The sequence below is a fragment of the Streptomyces sp. NPDC047130 genome, assembly GCF_040643475.1.
Classification (GTDB): Bacteria; Actinomycetota; Actinomycetes; order Streptomycetales; family Streptomycetaceae; genus Streptomyces.
Map to the genome: position 1 here is coordinate 52,113 of NZ_JBEYUK010000004.1, position 17,987 is coordinate 70,099.

At 74.3% G+C, this 17,987-nt stretch carries 13 protein-coding genes, 1 other RNA gene and 2 pseudogenes; 10 read left to right on the forward strand and 6 right to left on the reverse strand.

Annotation, left to right across the window (positions count from 1 at the left end; genetic code table 11):
- Positions 1 to 55: 55 nt before the first annotated feature.
- Both ABZ836_RS07580 and ABZ836_RS07585 read right to left on the reverse strand, forming a co-directional pair.
- The gene (locus tag ABZ836_RS07580) at positions 56 to 1,432 is read right to left on the reverse strand and encodes an ABC transporter substrate-binding protein (RefSeq protein WP_361140380.1); all 1,377 of its coding nucleotides are present in this window, start codon (positions 1,430 to 1,432) and stop codon (positions 56 to 58) included.
- A gap of 595 nt (positions 1,433 to 2,027) precedes the next feature.
- Positions 2,028 to 5,021 carry an FHA domain-containing protein gene (locus ABZ836_RS07585; RefSeq protein ID WP_361140383.1) on the reverse strand — a complete coding sequence of 998 codons (2,994 nt, stop codon included), beginning with the start codon at positions 5,019 to 5,021 and terminating at the stop codon, positions 2,028 to 2,030.
- Between the two features lie 526 nt (positions 5,022 to 5,547).
- Between ABZ836_RS07585 and ABZ836_RS07590 the strand changes: the two genes are divergently transcribed.
- The 4 genes from ABZ836_RS07590 (at position 5,548) to ABZ836_RS07605 (ending at position 10,800) form a co-directional block, all read left to right on the forward strand.
- Complete coding sequence (locus ABZ836_RS07590) at positions 5,548 to 7,281, forward strand: serine/threonine-protein kinase (protein WP_361140386.1); 1,734 nt, start codon at positions 5,548 to 5,550, stop codon at positions 7,279 to 7,281.
- 73 nt (positions 7,282 to 7,354) lie between these two features.
- Positions 7,355 to 8,590, forward strand: a complete 1,236-nt coding sequence (locus ABZ836_RS07595) for a serine/threonine-protein kinase (RefSeq protein ID WP_356134175.1) — start codon at positions 7,355 to 7,357, stop codon at positions 8,588 to 8,590.
- Positions 8,591 to 8,703: 113 nt separating this feature from the next.
- Positions 8,704 to 9,810: a peptide chain release factor 2 gene (gene prfB / locus ABZ836_RS07600; protein WP_356134177.1), complete on the forward strand. Its 1,107-nt coding sequence runs from the start codon at positions 8,704 to 8,706 to the stop codon at positions 9,808 to 9,810.
- Between the two features lie 234 nt (positions 9,811 to 10,044).
- Positions 10,045 to 10,800 (forward strand): hypothetical protein, encoded by a 756-nt coding sequence (locus ABZ836_RS07605; RefSeq protein ID WP_361140390.1) that lies wholly within the window; start codon positions 10,045 to 10,047, stop codon positions 10,798 to 10,800.
- 160 nt (positions 10,801 to 10,960) lie between these two features.
- Here the strand turns inward: ABZ836_RS07605 and ABZ836_RS07610 are convergent, their stop codons facing one another.
- Positions 10,961 to 11,137 carry a hypothetical protein gene (locus ABZ836_RS07610; protein WP_356134181.1) on the reverse strand — a complete coding sequence of 59 codons (177 nt, stop codon included), beginning with the start codon at positions 11,135 to 11,137 and terminating at the stop codon, positions 10,961 to 10,963.
- Between the two features lie 246 nt (positions 11,138 to 11,383).
- On the opposite strand from ABZ836_RS07610, the gene ftsE reads away from it, so the two are divergent.
- The 5 genes from ftsE to ssrA all read left to right on the forward strand — a co-directional run bounded on the left by ftsE (position 11,384) and on the right by ssrA (position 15,306).
- Positions 11,384 to 12,073, forward strand: a complete 690-nt coding sequence (gene ftsE / locus ABZ836_RS07615; RefSeq protein WP_108955109.1) for a cell division ATP-binding protein FtsE — start codon at positions 11,384 to 11,386, stop codon at positions 12,071 to 12,073.
- A gap of 31 nt (positions 12,074 to 12,104) precedes the next feature.
- Positions 12,105 to 13,022 (forward strand): permease-like cell division protein FtsX, encoded by a 918-nt coding sequence (gene ftsX / locus ABZ836_RS07620; RefSeq protein WP_356134183.1) that lies wholly within the window; start codon positions 12,105 to 12,107, stop codon positions 13,020 to 13,022.
- A gap of 68 nt (positions 13,023 to 13,090) precedes the next feature.
- Complete coding sequence (locus ABZ836_RS07625; protein WP_356134185.1) at positions 13,091 to 14,281, forward strand: S41 family peptidase; 1,191 nt, start codon at positions 13,091 to 13,093, stop codon at positions 14,279 to 14,281.
- 19 nt (positions 14,282 to 14,300) lie between these two features.
- Positions 14,301 to 14,780, forward strand: a complete 480-nt coding sequence (gene smpB / locus ABZ836_RS07630; protein ID WP_356134187.1) for an SsrA-binding protein SmpB — start codon at positions 14,301 to 14,303, stop codon at positions 14,778 to 14,780.
- A 125-nt stretch (positions 14,781 to 14,905) separates the two neighbouring features.
- Positions 14,906 to 15,306, forward strand: a transfer-messenger RNA (tmRNA) gene (ssrA, locus tag ABZ836_RS07635).
- A 182-nt stretch (positions 15,307 to 15,488) separates the two neighbouring features.
- On the opposite strand, the pseudogene ABZ836_RS07640 reads toward ssrA, so the two are convergent.
- Positions 15,489 to 15,713 (reverse strand): annotated as a pseudogene (locus tag ABZ836_RS07640) (ABC transporter); the annotation flags it as partial.
- Entirely contained in the window at positions 15,710 to 16,381 is a 672-nt protein-coding gene (locus ABZ836_RS07645) for a DUF4097 family beta strand repeat-containing protein (RefSeq protein WP_361140396.1), read from the reverse strand. The gene ABZ836_RS07645 and the pseudogene ABZ836_RS07640, both read right to left, overlap by 4 nt.
- A gap of 83 nt (positions 16,382 to 16,464) precedes the next feature.
- Between ABZ836_RS07645 and ABZ836_RS07650 the strand changes: the two are divergent.
- Positions 16,465 to 17,225: pseudogene (locus tag ABZ836_RS07650) on the forward strand (helix-turn-helix domain-containing protein).
- Here the strand turns inward: ABZ836_RS07650 and ABZ836_RS07655 are convergent.
- Positions 17,222 to 17,812 carry a DUF6817 domain-containing protein gene (locus ABZ836_RS07655; RefSeq protein WP_361140399.1) on the reverse strand — a complete coding sequence of 197 codons (591 nt, stop codon included), beginning with the start codon at positions 17,810 to 17,812 and terminating at the stop codon, positions 17,222 to 17,224. The pseudogene ABZ836_RS07650 and the gene ABZ836_RS07655 sit on opposite strands and share 4 nt — an antisense overlap.
- Positions 17,813 to 17,987: the final 175 nt, after the last annotated feature.

Here is a 17,987-nt window from a genome sequence, read left to right on the forward strand (position 1 = left end):
CGGCGGGCTCGGCCGCCGGGGTCCCCTCCTTGGTCACGGCCGGTTCCATGGGGCCTCAGTCCCCGTAGGCCTTGGCCGCCTCGGCCTCCAGCTTCTTCTGGGCGCCCTCGACGTCCTTCGGGTTCTTCAGGAAGTCCTGGAGGATCTTCCACTCACCCTTGCCGGGCGTGCCGCCGAACGCCTGGGGCGCCTGGTCGGACATGTCGAACCGGAAGTCGTCACCGGCCTGGATCAGCGCCTCGGCCATCTTCCGCTGGACGTCGTTCGGGTACAGGGACGCGTCCACCGCCTTGTTCGGCGACAGGTAGCCGCCCAGCTCGGCCTGGATGCCGGCGGCGTCCGGCGAGGCCAGGAAGGTGGCCAGGGCCTGCGCGGCCTTCGAGTCCTCCAGGATCACCGCGGCGTCGCCGCCGGAGACCACCGGCGGGGCGTCGCCCACCGCGGGGAACGGGAACACCTTCGCGTCGGTGCCCACCTCGGCTTCCGTCTCGCCGATGTTGACCTGGACGAAGTCGCCCTCGTAGACCATGCCGGCCTTCGGCTGGTCGCCGCCGGTGAAGGTCTGGGTCACCGAGGCCGGGAACTCCGTCTGCAGCGCGCCGTCCGCGCCGCCCGCGACGTAGTCGGCCTTGCCCCAGATCTGCGCCAGCGAGGTCAGCGCCTCCTTGACCGAGGGGTCGGTCCACGGGATCTCGTGCCGCGCGAGCTGGTCGTACTTCTCCGGGCCGGCCTGCGAGAGGTAGACGTTCTCGAACCAGTCGGTGAGCGTCCAGCCGTCCGCGCCGCCCACCGAGAAGGGCGTGACGCCGGAGTCGTAGACGGTCTGCGCGGTGGTCAGCAGCTCGTCCCAGGTCTTGGGCTCGCTCGCCCCCGCGTTCTCGAAGACCTGGGCGTTGTACCAGATCAGGGACTTGTTGGCGGCCTTGTAGTAGACGCCGTACTGCTTGCCGTCCACGGTGCCGAGGTCCTGCCAGCCCTTGCTGTAGTTCTTGGCGAGCTGCTCCTGCGCCTCCGGGCCGAGCGGCTTGGCCCAGCCCTTCTCCACGGCCTGGTGGATCGCCCCCACCTGCGGCAGCATCGCGACGTCCGGCGGGGCGCCTCCGGCGATCTTCGAGCCGAGGAAGTTGATGATCGGGTCCTGGGCGGGGACGAAGGTGACCTTGGCGCCGGTCCGCTTCTCGAACTCGGCGAGGACCTTCTTGAAGTTCTCCTGCTCCGTCCCGGTCCAGACGGCCGCGACCTCGAGGGTCTCCCCGTCCAGCTTGGGCAGGTCGACGGTCTGCGCGGTGGCGTCGTCGCCGCCGGCCGTCGCCTTGCCGGTCTTCCCGCCCCCGCCGTCTCCGCCGCCGCAGGCCGCGAGGGCCAGGGCGAGGCCGGTGGCCAGGAGGGCGGTGGAGATCCGTGGGTGCCTGAGCGTGCTGGGTATGCGCATCGTTGCCCCGTTCTTCGTTCGTCCTTGAACGTGTGGGTGGACCCTTTCGCGCCAAGCGCCTTCCCAAGGGCGGGGCGGTCTACGCCCGTCACGCTCCCACGCCGGGCGTATACGCCCCCCGAACACCCCGATTGTTGCCTCGCCGTGACCCTTTCGCCGTTCCAGGGCGGCGAGTTGACGCCATTCGGGTCCCCCGGCCGGCCCCTCGGGCGGCCCGGGCGGGCGGGGACGGGACCCGCCCGGCACGGCCGCGGGGGCTGCCTCCGGTGCCGGGGCCGGGCGGTGACATCCGGTCAGGTCGCACACCGCCGGGCGGCGGCGCCGCGTCCGCCGGACGCCCGCCGGGCCGTCCCGCTCGCAGCCCGGCGCCGGCGTCCGCCCGTCCGTCCGCCCGGCCGGGCGGCGGGGCAGCGGCTGTCCGCCGGCGCTGGACGGCCCTGCCGCTCGGCCACCGCCCCCGCACCGCGGCGCCTGGCGGGCGGTTCCGCGCAGGGGCGCCGGCGTTCCGCGCGGTCCGAGCCTGTCGGTCCGCTCCGGTCGGCGGCGAGGTCCCGGGCCGCCGCGCTCGGGTCGCCGCCCGGGCCGGTAGCGGGGGCTACCGGGTGGCCGGGGAGGCGGTGCGGGTGGGGTGCTGGTCGGCGGCGCGGGTGAGGGCGCTGGCGAGCAGGGCGAGGTCGGTGGGGCCGTTGCCGAGTTCGCGGACGGGACGGCGGGTGGGCGGGTCGCCCATGCGGGACCAGTCGAGGGGCTGGACCGTCGGGCGGAGGGTCGCGGTGCGCGGGATGCGGCCCGTGACCCGGCCGGCCTGGAAGGGGACGGCCCCCGCTCCGGCCCCGGCGTGCGGCGCGAGGAGCCTGCCGCGGCCGGGTTGGGCGCTGTCGTCCAGGACCGCCCGCGGCGAGCCCTGGTGGACGGTCGCGGAGCCCTCCGCGGAGACCGCCGCCGCGACCAGGTGGACGCCCAGCCGCTCACCGTCCCGCGCGACCGCCTCGAGCGCCCGGACCACCGACCCCGCGGCCGGCCGCCCCGGAGCCCCCAGCGGGGGCCGCAGCAGCGCGTCGAGGTCGTCCACCACGACGACCAGGCGCGGCAGGGGCGCCGGTCCCGGCTCGTCGGCGGTCGCCGCCGGCCCCCGCTGCGGGACGATCCGCGCCGGCCTGCGCCCCGCGTGCCAGGACGCGAAGTCCAGCAGCCCCAGCACCTCCCCGCGCCGCTTCAGCTCCGCGCTGAGCCGCTGCGCGAACTCCCGCATGACCAGCGGGTCGTTGGCGAGCAGCCGCTCGGTGACGTGCGGGATCTCCGCGCACGGCTCCAGCCCCTGGGCCCGGACCGCTCCCGCGCCGTCGACGAGCAGGACGGAGAGCCGCTCGGGGCGCTCCGCGGACGCCAGCGACGCCGTCACCGCCCGCAGCAGCTCGGTACGGCCGCTGCCGGGCGGCCCCTCGACCAGCAGGTGCGGGCCCTCCGCGGCGAGGTCCACCGCGAGCGGCCCGTGCGGACCCGAGCCCAGGACGGCCACCGCGCGACCGCCGGGGGAGTCCGGGTCGTCCGCCGCGTCGGCCCAGCGGGCCAGCAGCGAGGACGGGGTGGCGCGGGCCAGCCCCAGCTCGTCCAGCAGCCGCGCGGCGTCCGGCAGCGGCACCGCCGGCCCCGGGCGGCGACCGCGCAGGCCCCCCGCCACCGGCGGGGGCGGCGCGTCCGCCCGCAGCGGCGCCAGTGCGCGGGCGAACCGCTCGGCCCACTCCAGCGACACCGCGTCGAGCGTGCCCACCGTGCCGTGCCCCACCGGAGCCGTCCGCGGCAGCACCGGAGCGGCGCCCTGGACGGCCGACCCGGGCCCCGACCGCGGCGCCGGGACCCCCGTCACCGGGGCGATCCGCAGCAGCCGCAGCGCCGTGGCGACGTCGCCGCTGAGCAGCGCCACCGCCCCGCAGGCGCGGAAGGCGGGCACCGTCGAGCAGGCCGCCTCGTAGGTCTCGGTCACCGGGGAGGCGGGGGAGGCGGCGGCGGTCTCGGCGAGACACAGCACGTGGACGCCGGCCCGCGGGCCGGTGAGCGCCAGCCGGGACACCGCGTCCCGCACGTCCGCGCCCCCGGGGTCGCCGTCGACCACCAGGACCGTGGACCGGACGGGGCGTGCCCGGCCCGCGTCCGGGCGGTGCGCGGCTGCGGCGTCGGCCACCCGGCGCAGCAGCTCGTCGGTGCGGGCCGCGGCCTGGTCGCGGTCGTGGGCGAGCAGCAGCCGGCAGTCCTGGCCCTGCGTGGGGCGGACGTGCGGGAGCAGGCCGAACCAGGCCCACTCCGCGGTCCGTTCCTCCAGGGAACGTGACCGGTCCGCGCTGATCAGCACCAGCTCCAGGGTGTCCGGGGAGTGCAGCGCGGCGAGCTGCGCCAGCACGGCGCGGGCCAGCCCGGCCAGCCGGGGACGGGGCCCGGCCAGGCCCAGCGACCCCGCCTCGCGCAGCGCGGTGGTCACCGGGACGGCGGGCAGCAGACCCTCGCCGTCCGGGGACGGGCGGTCCGCGGTGCCCAGGCGGACGGTCAGCGCCTCCGGATGGTCGTGGGGACGTTCCCAGAGGCGGGGGCCGGGGGTGAGGGCGGTGAGCAGCAGCTCCGACGGGTCGGGCCAGGTGTCGGGGCGGCGGGTGACGGCGGCCCACCCGTCGGTGTGCGCGGTCGGGCCGGGCGACCCGGTCTCCGGCCCAGGGGCGGCGCCCCGGCCGGTGGCCAGCCGCCGCGCCCAGGCGGTTATGCCCCGCCGCCGCACGGGCTCCCCGGCGCCGCGGCCGCCGTCGGCGGCGAGCGCCGGCCCCGCGCCGTCGTGGGCGACGGTGGGCCCGGCGGGCCCTCCCGACGCACCCGGCCCGTCGGACCCGGGCGCTCCGGCGGCCGCGGGCGCCCCGTGCCCGGCGTCCGGCTCCGGGCCCGCCTCCGGCCGCGGGGACAGCCGCAGGCACCCCTCGCCGTCCGGGGTGACCGGCGACGGCGACGCGGGGGTGGCGGGCAGCGTCAGCCGCAGCGTGGACTCGCCGACCCGCAGCAGCGCCCCCGGCGGCAGCGGGACGGGCCCGCCCTCGACCGGGCGGCCGTCGAGCCGGGTGCCGTTGGTGGAGCGCAGGTCGGCCACGGTCACCGACCCGTCCGGGGCGACGGTGACCGCGCAGTGCAGACGGGAGACGTCCGGGTCGTCGAGCGGGATCTCGGCGTCCATGGACCGGCCGACGCGGATCATGCCGCCGTGCAGCAGGTGGACGCCGCCCGCGTCCGGCCCGGCGACGACGTGCAGCTCGGCGACGGCCGAGGGCCCGATGCCGTCCTCCGCGCCGAGGTGGGCGTCCAGGTCGGCGGGCCCGCCCACGGACAGCACCGCGCCGTCCACCAGCGGGGGCTCGCCCAGCACCCGGCGCAGCGGGTCGAGCCGCTCGGCCCCGGCGTAGAGGACGGCCCCGCCCCCGTCGCCCCCGGCGACCGCCGCCGCCAGGTCCGCCGCCACGGCCGCCAGCGCGGTGCCGGCGGGGGCGGTGACCAGCACGTCACGGCTCGCGGCGGGCGGGTTCAGCGGGTCTACGACGGTCAGCCGGATCTGCATCGCCGTCAGCGATCCCTTCCGCTCGGGCGCCCGGGCAGCGGTCGATGCGCCTCACGGTCCCCCACCGCGCCGTCCCCACCGCCCGCCCGAGCACGTCGGCCTGTAGCTGTAGCAGCATGCATCCTCGCACCTGACCCCCGGCCCGCGCCCGCGGGCCACCCTCAAGTGATCTTGATTGGTCGCCTCTGCCCGAGAAAGTGGCCCATTCGACACCTGTTCGTGACCGATATCGCTCGCTGCCGGAAACCAAGCGACCGGGAAGCACGTCTTTTCTTCTGGGACCCGGGCGGGGACCCGCACCGGACACCGGACCGGGAACCGGACGGAGAGCCGGCGGCGACCGGACGGCGACCCGGCGGCGACCCGCACCGGACACCCCGGCGCGCGCCCGCCCCGGGCCGTGTCCGGACCGAGACGCATCCGGCCCTCCGGACGACCGCCGCCACCGGGCCCCTCGGCACTACAGTGGGCAGGACCGGTCATCAGCGCCGGTGCGAGTGATCACGACCAGCAGGGAGCGCATGACGTGCGGCCGGTAGGCAGCAAGTACCTGCTCGAGGAGCCGATCGGACGCGGCGCCACGGGCACCGTCTGGCGAGCCCGCCAGCGCGAGACCGCGGGGGCCGAGGCCGCCGTCCCGGGCCAGCCCGGGGAGACCGTCGCCATCAAGGTCCTCAAGGAGGAGCTGGCGAACGACCCGGACGTGGTGATGCGGTTCCTCCGCGAGCGCTCCGTCCTGCTCCGGCTCACCCACGACAACATCGTCCGGGTCCGCGACCTGGTCGTCGAGGGCGACCTGCTCGCCCTGGTGATGGACCTGATCGAGGGCCCCGACCTGCACCGCTACCTGCGGGAGAACGGCCCGTTCAGCCCGGTCGCCGCCTCGCTGCTGACCGCGCAGATCTCCGACGCGCTGGCCGCCAGCCACGCCGACGGCGTGGTGCACCGCGACCTCAAGCCCGCCAACGTCCTGCTGCGGCAGACCGGCGGCGAGCTGCACCCGATGCTGACCGACTTCGGCATCGCCCGCCTCGCCGACTCCCCGGGCCTCACCCGCACCAGCGAGTTCGTCGGCACGCCGTCCTACGTGGCGCCGGAGTCCGCCGAGGGCCGCCCGCAGACCTCCGCCGTCGACATCTACGGCGCCGGCATCCTGCTCTACGAGCTGGTCACCGGCCGCCCGCCGTTCGGCGGCGGCAGCGCCCTGGAGGTGCTCCAGCAGCACCTCAACGCCGAGCCGCGCCGCCCTTCCACGCTGCCCGAGCCGCTGTGGACGGTCATCGAGCGCTGCCTGCGCAAGAACCCCGACGAGCGCCCCAGCGCCGTCAGCCTGGCCCGCGCGCTGCGCGTGGTCGCCGACGGCGTGGGCCTGCGGGCGAGCTCCGCGCAGATCGTCGCGGCGGAGAACGTCGGCGCGCTGCTCGCGCCCGACCCGGCCCCCGCGCCGGTGCCGGGCTCCCCCGAGGCACCCGGCGCCTCCGAGCCCACCCAGGTCCTCCCGCAGGGCCAGGGCCAGGGGGGCCAGGGCTTCGGCCAGGGCGGCTCCTACGACCCCAACGCGGCCACCACCGTGATGCAGCACCCCCCGGGCGGCCAGGGCGGCCCCGCAGGGCCGGGCGGTCCGGGAGGCGCCGACCCGACCCGGGCGATGCCGCAGGGTGGCGGGCCCGAGCAGCCGCACCCGTGGCAGAACCAGCTCAGCGCCGCCCGCGAGCGCAACGAGCAGACCCAGGTCCACAACTACGTGGACCCCGAGCAGGACCCGCTGCGCCGCCGCCGGCCGCAGCGGCAGGTCGCCCCGCGCCCGCAGCAGCCGCCGCGGCCCCAGCAGGGGCAGGGCTACGGCTACCCGCAGCAGAACCAGCAGCCGGTGCAGCAGCCGGTCCAGCGGCCCGCGCAGCGACCGGTCCAGCGGCCGGTGCAGCGCCCCGTCCAGCCGCCGCCGCAGCACTACGCGCCCCCGCGGCAGCCGCCCGCCGCCCCGCGCGAGCGGCGGCGCGGCGCCAACCCGGTGCGCATCCCGGGCCTGGGGTGCCTCAAGGGCTGCCTGATCGTGGTCCTGGTGTTCTTCGTGGCCGGCTGGATGGTCTGGGAGCTCTCCCCGCTCCAGGAGTGGATCGGCACCACCAAGGGCTGGTGGGACCAGCTCACCACCTGGATCGGCGACATCTCCGACTGGATCACCAGCATCGGCGACACCGCCCAGGACGTGCAGCAGGGCGTCAAGGACGCCCAGGACTCGCTGCCGTCGGGAGGGTGATTTCACCGGCTGCCGTGAGGGAGGGCCCCCGGGGCGCGTAGGTTGGGGCCAACACGCGTTCACAGGAGCTCTCTTGGCACGGAAGATCGGCAGCCGGTACACCGCCCACCAGATCCTCGGACGGGGCAGCGCCGGCACGGTGTGGCTCGGTGAGGGGCCCGAGGGGCCCGTGGCGATCAAGCTCCTGCGCGAGGACCTGTCCTCGGACGAGGAGCTGGTCGGCCGGTTCGTCGGCGAGCGGACCGCGCTGCTCGGACTGGAGCACCCCCGGATCGTCTCGGTCCGCGACCTCGTCGTCGACGGCAACGACCTCGCGCTGGTGATGGACCTGGTGCGCGGCACCGACCTGCGCACCCGCCTCGAGCGGGAGCGCCGCCTCGCGCCGGAGGCCGCGGTCGCCGTGGTCGCGGACGTCGCCGACGCGCTGGCCGCGGCGCACGCGGCGGGCGTCGTCCACCGGGACGTCAAGCCCGAGAACGTGCTGCTCGACATGGACGGCCCGCTGGGACCCGGCAACGCCCACCCGGCGCTGCTGACCGACTTCGGCGTCGCCAAGCTGATCGACGCGCCGCGGCGGAGCCGGGCCACGAAGATCATCGGCACGCCGGACTACCTCGCCCCCGAGATCGTCGAGGGGCTGCCGCCGCGGGCCGCGGTCGACATCTACGCGCTGGCGACGATGCTGTACGAACTGCTCGCCGGATTCACGCCGTTCGGAGGCGGCCACCCGGGCGCGGTGCTGCGGCGGCACGTCACGGAGACGGTGGTGCCGCTGCCGGGGATCCCCGAGGAGCTGTGGCGGCTGATCGTGCAGTGCCTGTCCAAGGCGCCGGCCTCGCGGCTGCGCGCCGCCGAACTGGCCGGGCGGCTGCGGGAGGTGCTGCCGCTGCTGGCCGGGATGCCGGCGCTGGACGTCGAGGACGTCGCGCCGGAGGAGGAGCCGGACGGCGCCGACGGGGCCGACGGCCCGGCCGACCCGGTGCCGCCCGCGCCCGCCTCCGCGCGGCGGGGCGTGGTGCCGCTGGTCCGCGGGTCACGGCCGGACCCGAACCGGGACACCCACACCTCGATGCGGGTGCCGGAGCCGGACGAGCTGGCCGGGGGCGCGCTGGGGACGGCGCGGGCGCCGCGGGCCGCGGGCGCGCGGCGGCCCGGGTCGGCGCGGAACCGGCCGGCGGCGGCGCGGCGGCGGGCCCTCACGGCGGTGGGGCTCGCGGTCGCCGCGGCCGCCGCCGCGACCGCCTGGTGGTTCGCCGCCCCCGAGGCCGCCCCCGCCCCTCTCCTCCCGTCCCCGGCCGCCCCCCGCTGACCCTCGCCGCCCCTCCGCCGCCCCTCCGCGGGGCGGACGGCACGGGCGGGGCCTGACGCCCGGGGGAAGGGGCGTGGCCCTGGCCGGGTGGGCGAGCCGTTACGCTGGAGGGCGTGGCAGTCGTCGACGTATCCGAAGAGCTGAAGTCCCTCTCCTCGACCATGGAGTCGATCGAGGCCGTCCTGGACCTCGACAGGATGAGGGCAGACATCGCCGTGCTCGAGGAGCAGGCGGCAGCGCCCTCCCTCTGGGACAACCCGGAGGAGGCGCAGAAGATCACCAGCAAGCTGTCGCACCTCCAGGCGGAGGTGCGCAAGGCGGAGGCGCTCCGCGGCCGCATCGACGACCTCGCCGTCCTCTTCGAGATGGCCGAGGAGGAGGACGACCCGGACACCAAGGCCGAGGCCGAGGCCGAGCTCGTCGCGGTGAAGAAGGCGCTCGACGAGATGGAGGTCCGTACCCTCCTGTCCGGCGAGTACGACTCCCGCGAGGCGCTGGTCAACATCCGCGCCGAGGCCGGCGGTGTCGACGCCGCGGACTTCGCCGAGCAGCTCCAGCGCATGTACCTGCGCTGGGCCGAGCGCCACGGGTACAAGACCGAGGTCTACGAGACCTCGTACGCGGAGGAGGCCGGCATCAAGTCGACCACCTTCGTCGTCCAGGCCCCGTACGCCTACGGCACCCTCTCCGTCGAGCAGGGCACGCACCGCCTGGTGCGCATCTCGCCCTTCGACAACCAGGGCCGCCGCCAGACCTCCTTCGCGGGCGTCGAGATCCTGCCGGTCGTCGAGCAGACCGACCACATCGAGATCGACGAGTCCGAGCTCCGCGTCGACGTGTACCGCTCCTCCGGCCCCGGCGGCCAGGGCGTCAACACGACCGACTCCGCGGTCCGCCTGACCCACATCCCCACCGGCATCGTGGTGTCCTGCCAGAACGAGCGGTCGCAGATCCAGAACAAGGCGACGGCGATGAACGTCCTCCAGGCCAAGCTGCTCGAGCGGCGCCGCCAGGAGGAGCAGGCCAAGATGGACGCCCTCAAGGGCGACGGCGGCAACAGCTGGGGCAACCAGATGCGGTCCTACGTCCTCCACCCGTACCAGATGGTCAAGGACCTCCGGACGGAGTTCGAGGTCGGCAACCCGCAGGCCGTCCTGGACGGTGAGATCGACGGGTTCCTCGAGGCGGGCATCCGCTGGCGCAAGCAGCAGGAGAAGTAACCGCCGGTCATCCCGGGTTTTCGAACAACTGCCGCCTTTGGGGCGGCAGTTGTCGTTTTGTGCACGTGACGTGAAGCAACTTGACGATGACTTGGTTTGTCGGAAGGGTTGGATCCGGCATGCGTATGACTGGGGCGCATGTGAACCGGGGGGCCAGTCGCACGGCGCCCCTCGTCGATCACCTCCCCCAGGCACGCGGCCTCCCTGACGACAGCTACTGGGGGTAGCAATCACATGACCAAGAGAACACGGGTTCGCATCGCGCGGATCGCCGCGGGTGCGGTGATAGCGGCCGGTGCGTCCCTGACGGCCGCGGGTGTGGCTTCGGCCTTCGACGGCTCCGGGGCCTCCGAGATCAGCACCGCGGAGACCGACGGCGGCACGTCGGACGGCGGCACCGAGGGCGGCAGCGAAGGCAGCACCGACGGCCTCGTCGGTGGCCTGGTCGAGGGCGCGATCGGCGGCGAGACCATCGAGGGCACCTCCGAGGGCGCGATCGGCGGTGACGACTCCGCGGGCACCTCCGAGGGCGCGATCGGGGGCGACGACTCCGCGGGCACCTCCGAGGGCGCGATCGGCGGTGACGACTCCGCGGGCACCTCCGAGGGCGCCATCGGCGGCGACGACTCGGCCGGCTCCTCCGAGGGCAACGGCAACGGCGGCAACGGCAACGGTGGCAACGGCGGCGGCAACGCCGGTGGCGGCAACGGCGGCGGCGACGGCGGCAACGGCAACGGTGGCGGTGGCAACGGTGGCGGCGACGGCGGCCTCGGCCCCGACGGTGGCCAGGCGCCCCAGGGCGGTGACGGCAACCTCGTCGACACCGGCTCGGACTCCACCAGCCCGCAGGGCGGCGGCGACGAGCTCGCCGAGACCGGTGCGGCGGAGACCACGTTCCTGCTGCTCGGCGCCGCGACGATGATCGCCGGCGGCATCGGCTTCCGCGTCCTCCCGCGCCTGATGGAGGGCCGCGGCGGCGCCGCCGCCTGACGGACGGCGACCGCATGACGAAGGGCGGGGCGGGACGGCACCAGCCGTCCCGCCCCGCCCCTTGTCGTCCGCTCCAGGGAATCGCTCCCTCGGTCCCGGTTCCCGCCGGGCGGGCCGCCTACACGCGGCCCCGCGCCCCGGGCGCCCTCGGCCGGCGCCCTCAGCGCACCAGCAGCGCCGCCGCCGTGGCCAGCACCAGCAGGAGCGCCACCAGGGCCGCCGGCGTCAGCCCGCCGAACGGCTGCTGCATCCGCTCGCGGTTCGCGCGGCAGACAGGGCAGCGCCCCTCGGCGACCGGCGCGGCGCAGTTCGCGCACACCAATCGGTCATAGGTCATGCGCCCGCCCTCCTCGCGCCGCTTCCGCCTTGCCCAACGTTCACGGGAACGATGCTGTTCCCTCTTCCACTGTGCCAGGTCCGGCGCGAGGCGGTCGCCCCGTTACCCCCTCATCGCTTCCACAAACTGCCCTCAAAGCGACGACAAAAGGGGCAAGGAGCGCGCAACCAGGTTCGGCGACTGCGGCCAGTACCCGCATTCGCGTATGGTCACGCACATCTACCCCCGGCGACTCGTGGTGTTTCCGTGATCCGATTCGACAACGTCACCAAGGTCTACCCCAAGCAGAACCGCCCCGCCCTGAGGGACATCACCCTCGAGGTCGAGCGCGGCGAGTTCGTGTTCCTGGTGGGCTCCTCAGGCTCCGGAAAGTCCACCTTCCTGAGGCTGATCCTCCGCGAGGAGAGGGCCACCCAGGGACAGGTCCACGTGCTGGGCAAGGACCTCGCACGCCTCTCCAACTGGAAGGTGCCCCAGATGCGCCGCCAGCTGGGGAACGTGTTCCAGGACTTCCGTCTCCTGCCGAACAAGACGGTGGGCGAGAACGTCGCCTTCGCACAGGAGGTGATCGGCAAGTCCCGCGGCGAGATCCGCAAGTCCGTCCCCCAGGTGCTCGACCTGGTCGGTCTGGGCGGCAAGGAGGACCGCATGCCGGGCGAGCTGTCCGGCGGTGAGCAGCAGCGGGTGGCGATCGCCCGGGCCTTCGTCAACCGGCCCAAGCTGCTCATCTGCGACGAGCCCACCGGCAACCTCGACCCGCAGACCTCCGTCGGCATCATGAAGCTGCTCGACCGGATCAACCGGACGGGCACCACCGTGGTGATGGCGACGCACGACCAGAACATCGTGGACCAGATGCGCAAGCGCGTCATCGAGCTGGAGAAGGGCCGCCTCGTCCGCGACCAGGCGCGCGGCGTCTACGGATACCAGCACTGATCCCCGTCCACGGAAAGGCCTGACAAGAGCCATGCGGCTTCAGTTCGTCATGTCGGAGATCCGTGTGGGTCTCCGCCGCAACCTCACGATGACCTTCGCGGTCGTCGTGTCCGTCGCCCTCTCCCTCACCCTCCTCGGCGGCGCCATCCTGCTGCGCGACCAGGTGAGCGCCATGAAGGGCTACTGGTACGACAAGGTCAACGTCTCGATCTTCCTCTGCAACAAGAGCGACGCCGAGTCGGACCCGAACTGCGCCAAGGGGGCCGTCACGGCCGACCAGAAGCAGCAGATCGAGGCCGACCTCAAGGACATGCAGATCGTCGACGACGTGGTGCACGAGACGCAGGACCAGGCGTACAAGCACTACAAGGAGCAGTTCGGCGACTCGCCGCTGGCGGCCACCCTCACCCCGGACCAGATGCAGGAGTCCTACCGCATCAAGCTGTCGGACCCGGAGAAGTACGAGGTGATCGCGACCGCCTTCGACGGCCGTGAGGGCGTCCAGTCGGTGCAGGACCAGAAGGGCATCCTGGACAACCTCTTCTCCCTGCTCGGCATGCTCTCCTCGGCGGCGCTGCTGCTGATGGCGGTCATGCTGGTGGTCGCCATGCTGCTGATCGTCAACACGGTCCGCGTCTCGGCGTTCAGCCGTCGGCGGGAGACCGGGATCATGCGCCTGGTGGGCGCCTCCGGCTTCTACATCCAGGCGCCGTTCATCATGGAGGCCGCGGTCGCCGGCCTGATCGGCGGCGCGCTCGCCTGCGTCTTCCTGGTGCTGGGCCGGTTCTTCACCATCGACAGCGGCATGGCGCTCTCCGAGCGGCTCACGCTGATCAACTTCGTCGGCTGGGACGCCCTCCTGACGAAGCTGCCGCTGATCCTCGCGATCAGCTTCCTGATGCCCGCGCTGGCCGCGTTCTTCGCCCTGCGCAAGTACCTGAAGGTGTGACGCATCCCAAGAGGGCCGCCGGGGCAACTACCCCTGCGGCCCTCTTGCGTTGTCCTAGACTCCCCCTCATGTCAGGCCCCGACCCGTTCTGTCAGACCCGCACCACCCGCCCGATTCGTCGCGGGGCGGCCCTGACGTCGTTGGCCCTCGCCGGTGTCCTGGTGGCGTCCGCCGCCGGCGGAGCCTTCCCCGAGGGGCACGGCGGGACGCAGGCGCCCCTGTCCGGCGAGCGCGGCGGGGCCGCGGACGACGCCGCGGTGGCGGCCCGCGAGGCCGCGGCCGAGGCGCTGATCGACGGCAAGTCCCCCGAGGAGGCCGCCGAGCGCGCCGTCAGCCGCAGCGGCGACCGCTGGGGCGTCGTCTACACGCCGGGGGAGTACCAGGAGTTCGAGGAGGCGCTGGACGGCCGCTACACCGGCGTCGGCGTCTGGGCGGCCCGGCGGGAGGGCGACGTCACCCTCACCCGGGTACGGAGCGGATCGCCCGCCGCCGAGGCCGGGCTGACGGCCGGGGACGTCGTGCTGAGCGTCGACGGGGAGCCCACCGAGGGCGTGCCCGTCACCGAGGTCCTCGCCCGGCTGCGCGGCGCCACGCCCGGGGCGGAGCCGGCGCCCGCCGGCAGCACCGTGCGCGTCGGCCTGGAGCGCGACGGGCGCCGCTGGACCGAGACGCTGCGCCGGGCCCTCCTCTCCACCGACCCGGTGACCGTCCGCCGGACCGCCGGCGGGGCCACCCTGATCAAGGTCAGCGCCTTCACCAAGGGCGCCGGCGACAAGGTCCGCGCCGCCGCCTCCGGGGAGCCGGGCGGCGGGATACTGCTCGACCTGCGGGGCAACTCCGGCGGCCTGGTCACCGAGGCCGTCGAGGCGGCCTCCGCCTTCCTCGACGGCGGCCTGGTCGCCACCTACGACCTGCGGGGCGAGCAGCGCGCGCTGCACGCCGAGCCGGGCGGCAGCACCGTACGGCCGCTGGTGGTGCTGGTCGACTCCGGCACCATGAGCGCGGCGGAACTGGTCACCGGGGCGCTGCAGGACCGCGGCCGCGCGGTGGTCGTCGGCTCCCGCACCTTCGGCAAGGGCGCGGTGCAGATGCCGACCGAGCTGCCCGGCGGCTCGGTGGCCGAGCTCACCGTCGGCCACTACCGCACGCCCTCCGGCCGGAGCGTCGACGGCAAGGGCATCACGCCCGACCTGGTGGCCGAGGAGAACGCCGAGCAGCGGGCCGAGAAGGTATTGACTGGCCTCGGGGGCCCCTCCTAGTGCCAAAATGGTCGGCACTATGGCCAAGGAAAAAGGGCGCAAGCTCATCGCGCAGAACAAGAAGGCGCGGCACGACTACCTCATCATCGACACCTACGAGGCGGGTCTGGTCCTGACCGGCACGGAGGTGAAGTCGCTGCGCCAGGGGCGGGCGTCCCTGGTCGACGGCTTCGTCCAGCTCGACGGCGGCGAGGCGTGGCTGCACAACGTGCACGTGCCGGAGTACAGCCAGGGCACGTGGACCAACCACTCGGCGCGGCGCAAGCGGAAGCTGCTGCTGCACCGGGAGGAGATCGACAAGCTCGCCGCGAAGTCGCAGGAGACGGGGCACACCATCGTTCCGCTCGTCCTGTACTTCAAGGACGGCCGGGCCAAGGTCGAGATCGCGCTGGCGAAGGGCAAGAAGGAGTACGACAAGCGCCAGACGCTGCGGGAGAAGCAGGACCGCCGCGAGACGGAGCGGGCGATCTCGGCGGTGCGCCGCAAGCAGCGGGCGTGACCCCGGCCTGACCTCGCTCTCCTCGCGGCGCCGCGTCGCGGGGAACAAGGTGGCGTCCGGCGGCGTTGCTCAGTACGATGGCACTTGCCTCCCCACGCGGGGGGCGATGATTGAAAAAACAACATGGGGATGATCGGTTTCGACAGCGGCTGTCGAAGCAGGGGAAGCGTGTCGAGGAAGCGGCCATGATCTCGTAAACCACAGGCCGAAAAAAATAATCGCCAATTCCAAGCGCGATCTCTCCCAGAGCCAGCTCGCTCTCGCTGCCTGATCCAGGTAGCGTGACGCAGCTCTCTACTTAAGGGAGTGTCAGCCCGGGGATGTTCCCGACCCGGATCCTGGCATCAGCTAGGGGACTAAACCTCGATCCCGGTCACGGGGTGAAGAGGGAAATCACACAGTGACTGAGCCCGTCGGAGACTTGTCCGCGTGATCTCCGGGGCCGAGAAAAGCGAAGCGGACTGCACACGGAGAAGCCCTGGTTCTGCACCGTTGGACGCGGGTTCGATTCCCGCCATCTCCACCAACCCCATGAGCGAAGCCCTCGACCGTACAGGTCGGGGGCTTTCGTGCGTTCTGTGCCGTGCGCTGCACTGCCCGTGCGGTTCCGGAGAAGAGGGCGGCGCCCCCGCCGAGGTGCCGGGGGCGCCGCCCTGAGCGCCAGGGAGAACAGGGTCAAGACGCCGAAGGCGGGCAGCCACTCCAGGTGCGGGGGAGGTGGTGCAGGTCGGCCATGAGGAGCATGTTCTCCTCGCCGGTGATCAGGCCGTCCACGGCGGAGAACTGGCCCGTGACGCCGATGGCCGCCCGGACGCCCTGCGGTGACGTGGTGACGGTCCTGTCGCCGTAGGACTTCCGCAGGCCGAGTGCCGTGATGGCCGGGCTGGTCGTGTGAGGGGTCCCCTTCGTGGTGGTTGTCGGCGCGAGGCTCAGAGCCCGCGGGCGCTGATGTCGCCGTAGCCGGTGGTGGCGTGGATGTTCAGGGCGGCCGCGGCGCCGTCGGCGTTCCGCAGCGCGTTCTCGACGCGGCCCGCGTCGGTGCCGGCGTCGAGCGTCGCGGAGACGCCCGGGGCGGCGACGATCTCGATGGAGCCCATCCCGGTGCGCAGGGTGACGGTGCCGCGGTGGGCCTCGAAGACCCGGATGGTGCCCTGGTGGGTGCTGATGTCGGCGGGGCCGGTCAGCCGGCCGACGATCACGTTGCCGGCGGAGACGGTCACCCGGGTGTCGGCGCTCTCGTCGAGCTTCACCGTGCCCTGGGCCGCCTCCACGACCACGTCGCCCAGCCGTCCGACGCCGCGGACCTCGCCGACGGCGGCCTTCGCGTCGACGCGCGAGCCAGCGGGCAGCTCGACCGTCACCTTGACGGCGCCGGAGTGACCGAGGCCCCGGTTCTCGGGCTCGGGGGCCACGACCCGCAGGGTGCCGCCCTCGAAGGTGACCTCGACCTGCTCCGCGGCCTTCACGTCGCGGCTCCTGCCGGCGTCCGCGGGGAGGACCCGCACCGTGCTGTCGGCGCGGTCGGCGGCGATCAGCCGGACGGTGCCCGCGGGGATGTCGACGACGGCCGAGACGGGGGCGGGGGTGTCGAACGTGTGCATGGAGCTCTCCTTCGTCCGTTCGCGCCGCTCAGCGTCGGCACGCTGGTGGGTCAACCTCTCATGCACCACGAAGGAGTCCCCCGATGCCGGGAGGCAGGCTCACGCAGCAGGAACGTCAGCAGATTGCCCTGGGACTGGCCGACGGCCTCGCCTACGCGGAGATCGCCCGGCGCCTGCAACGTCCGACCTCGACCGTCACCCGCGAGGTGATGCGCAACGGGGGCCCGACCGCCTACCGTCCCGACCTGGCCCATCGCGCCGCCGAGCGCCGCACGCAGCGCCGCGGGCCGGCCGTGCAGCGGGACGCGGCGCCGCCGCGGGAGGTCGACGGGCGGGACGGCCGGGCGGTGCGCGAGTTCGAGGAGATGTTCACCGACGTCCTGATGCGGGCGGGCCTGCCGAAGATGATGGCCCGGGTCGCGGCCTGCCTCTACACGACGGACGAGGGCAGCCTCTCGGCGGCCGATCTGGCCCGCCGCCTCCAGGTCAGCCCGGCGTCCGTGTCCAAGGCCGTCGCCTACCTGGAGGCAAGGGCCTGCTGCGGCGCGAGCGCGACGAGCGCCGCCGTGAGCGCTACTTCGCCGACGAGGACGTCTGGTACCAGTCGATGCCGGCCGGCGCCCGGGGAACCGCGGCGCTGGGCGACGCCGCGCGCAAGGAGGTCGGCGTCCTCGGCCCCGACACCCCGGCCGGCGGGCGGCTGGAGAACATCGCGCGGTTCGTGGACTTCGTCAGCGAGAGCATCGTCCGGGTCGCCGCGACGCGGACCCGGCCGGTGGAGAGCGCACCGGCCGGGCGGGGGTCGGGTTCGCCGCCCGGCCGGGCGCGGTCGGGGTGCCGCTAGGCGGCGGGCGAGGCCGGGCCGGCCGGGTCCGCGTCGTGGCGGCCGGTCAGGACGGCGTCCGCGGTCTGCCAGGCGGCGGAGGAGAGCAGCGGACGCAACCGCACCAGCAGGGCCATCAGCCGAGGCCCCTGACGGGCGCGGAACTGCGGATCCACCCGGGCGATGTCCAGCTCGTCGGCCGCGGTCAGCTCCGCCAGGTCACGGCGCTGGTCCAGGGTGAGCGAGCGGGTCCGGCCGGTGAAGCGCTCCACGTAGCGGCCGGAGGGGTGGGTGAGGCCGGGGTACGTCGCCGCCCGGTCGCACAGCGCGTAGAGGTGCACCAGCGCCTCCGCCTCCGGGCCGATCACCAGCGCCAGTTCGGCCCTCCGGGCCAGTCCCAGCACGGCCGGGCTGAACGCCTCGGTGCCGTAGGCGGCGTGGCACAGGCCCGCCAGTTGCAGCGCGGGCCGCGCCTCCCAGAGCGCCAGCAGCGCGCGGACGCGCACCAGGTGCTGGAGGAGCGTGCCGCCCGGATGGGCGATCGCGTCGGCGCCGAGGCGGCGTAACAGTACGACGGCCCGGTCGGCCGCCGGCGGGGGAGCGGGCACGGCAACGTGTCCTTTCGGCGGAGGGACGGGTCGGCACCCGCGCGCGTGAGGCTGCCCGCCGGTCGTCGTGAACCGGTCGGGTGCCAAGGAGGTGCGCGGGTTGCCGCCCGGGGCTGCCCTTCCGGACGATCGTGGGGCCTGGAAGGAAGGCAGGTCAATCCTTGGGTTTGCTTCC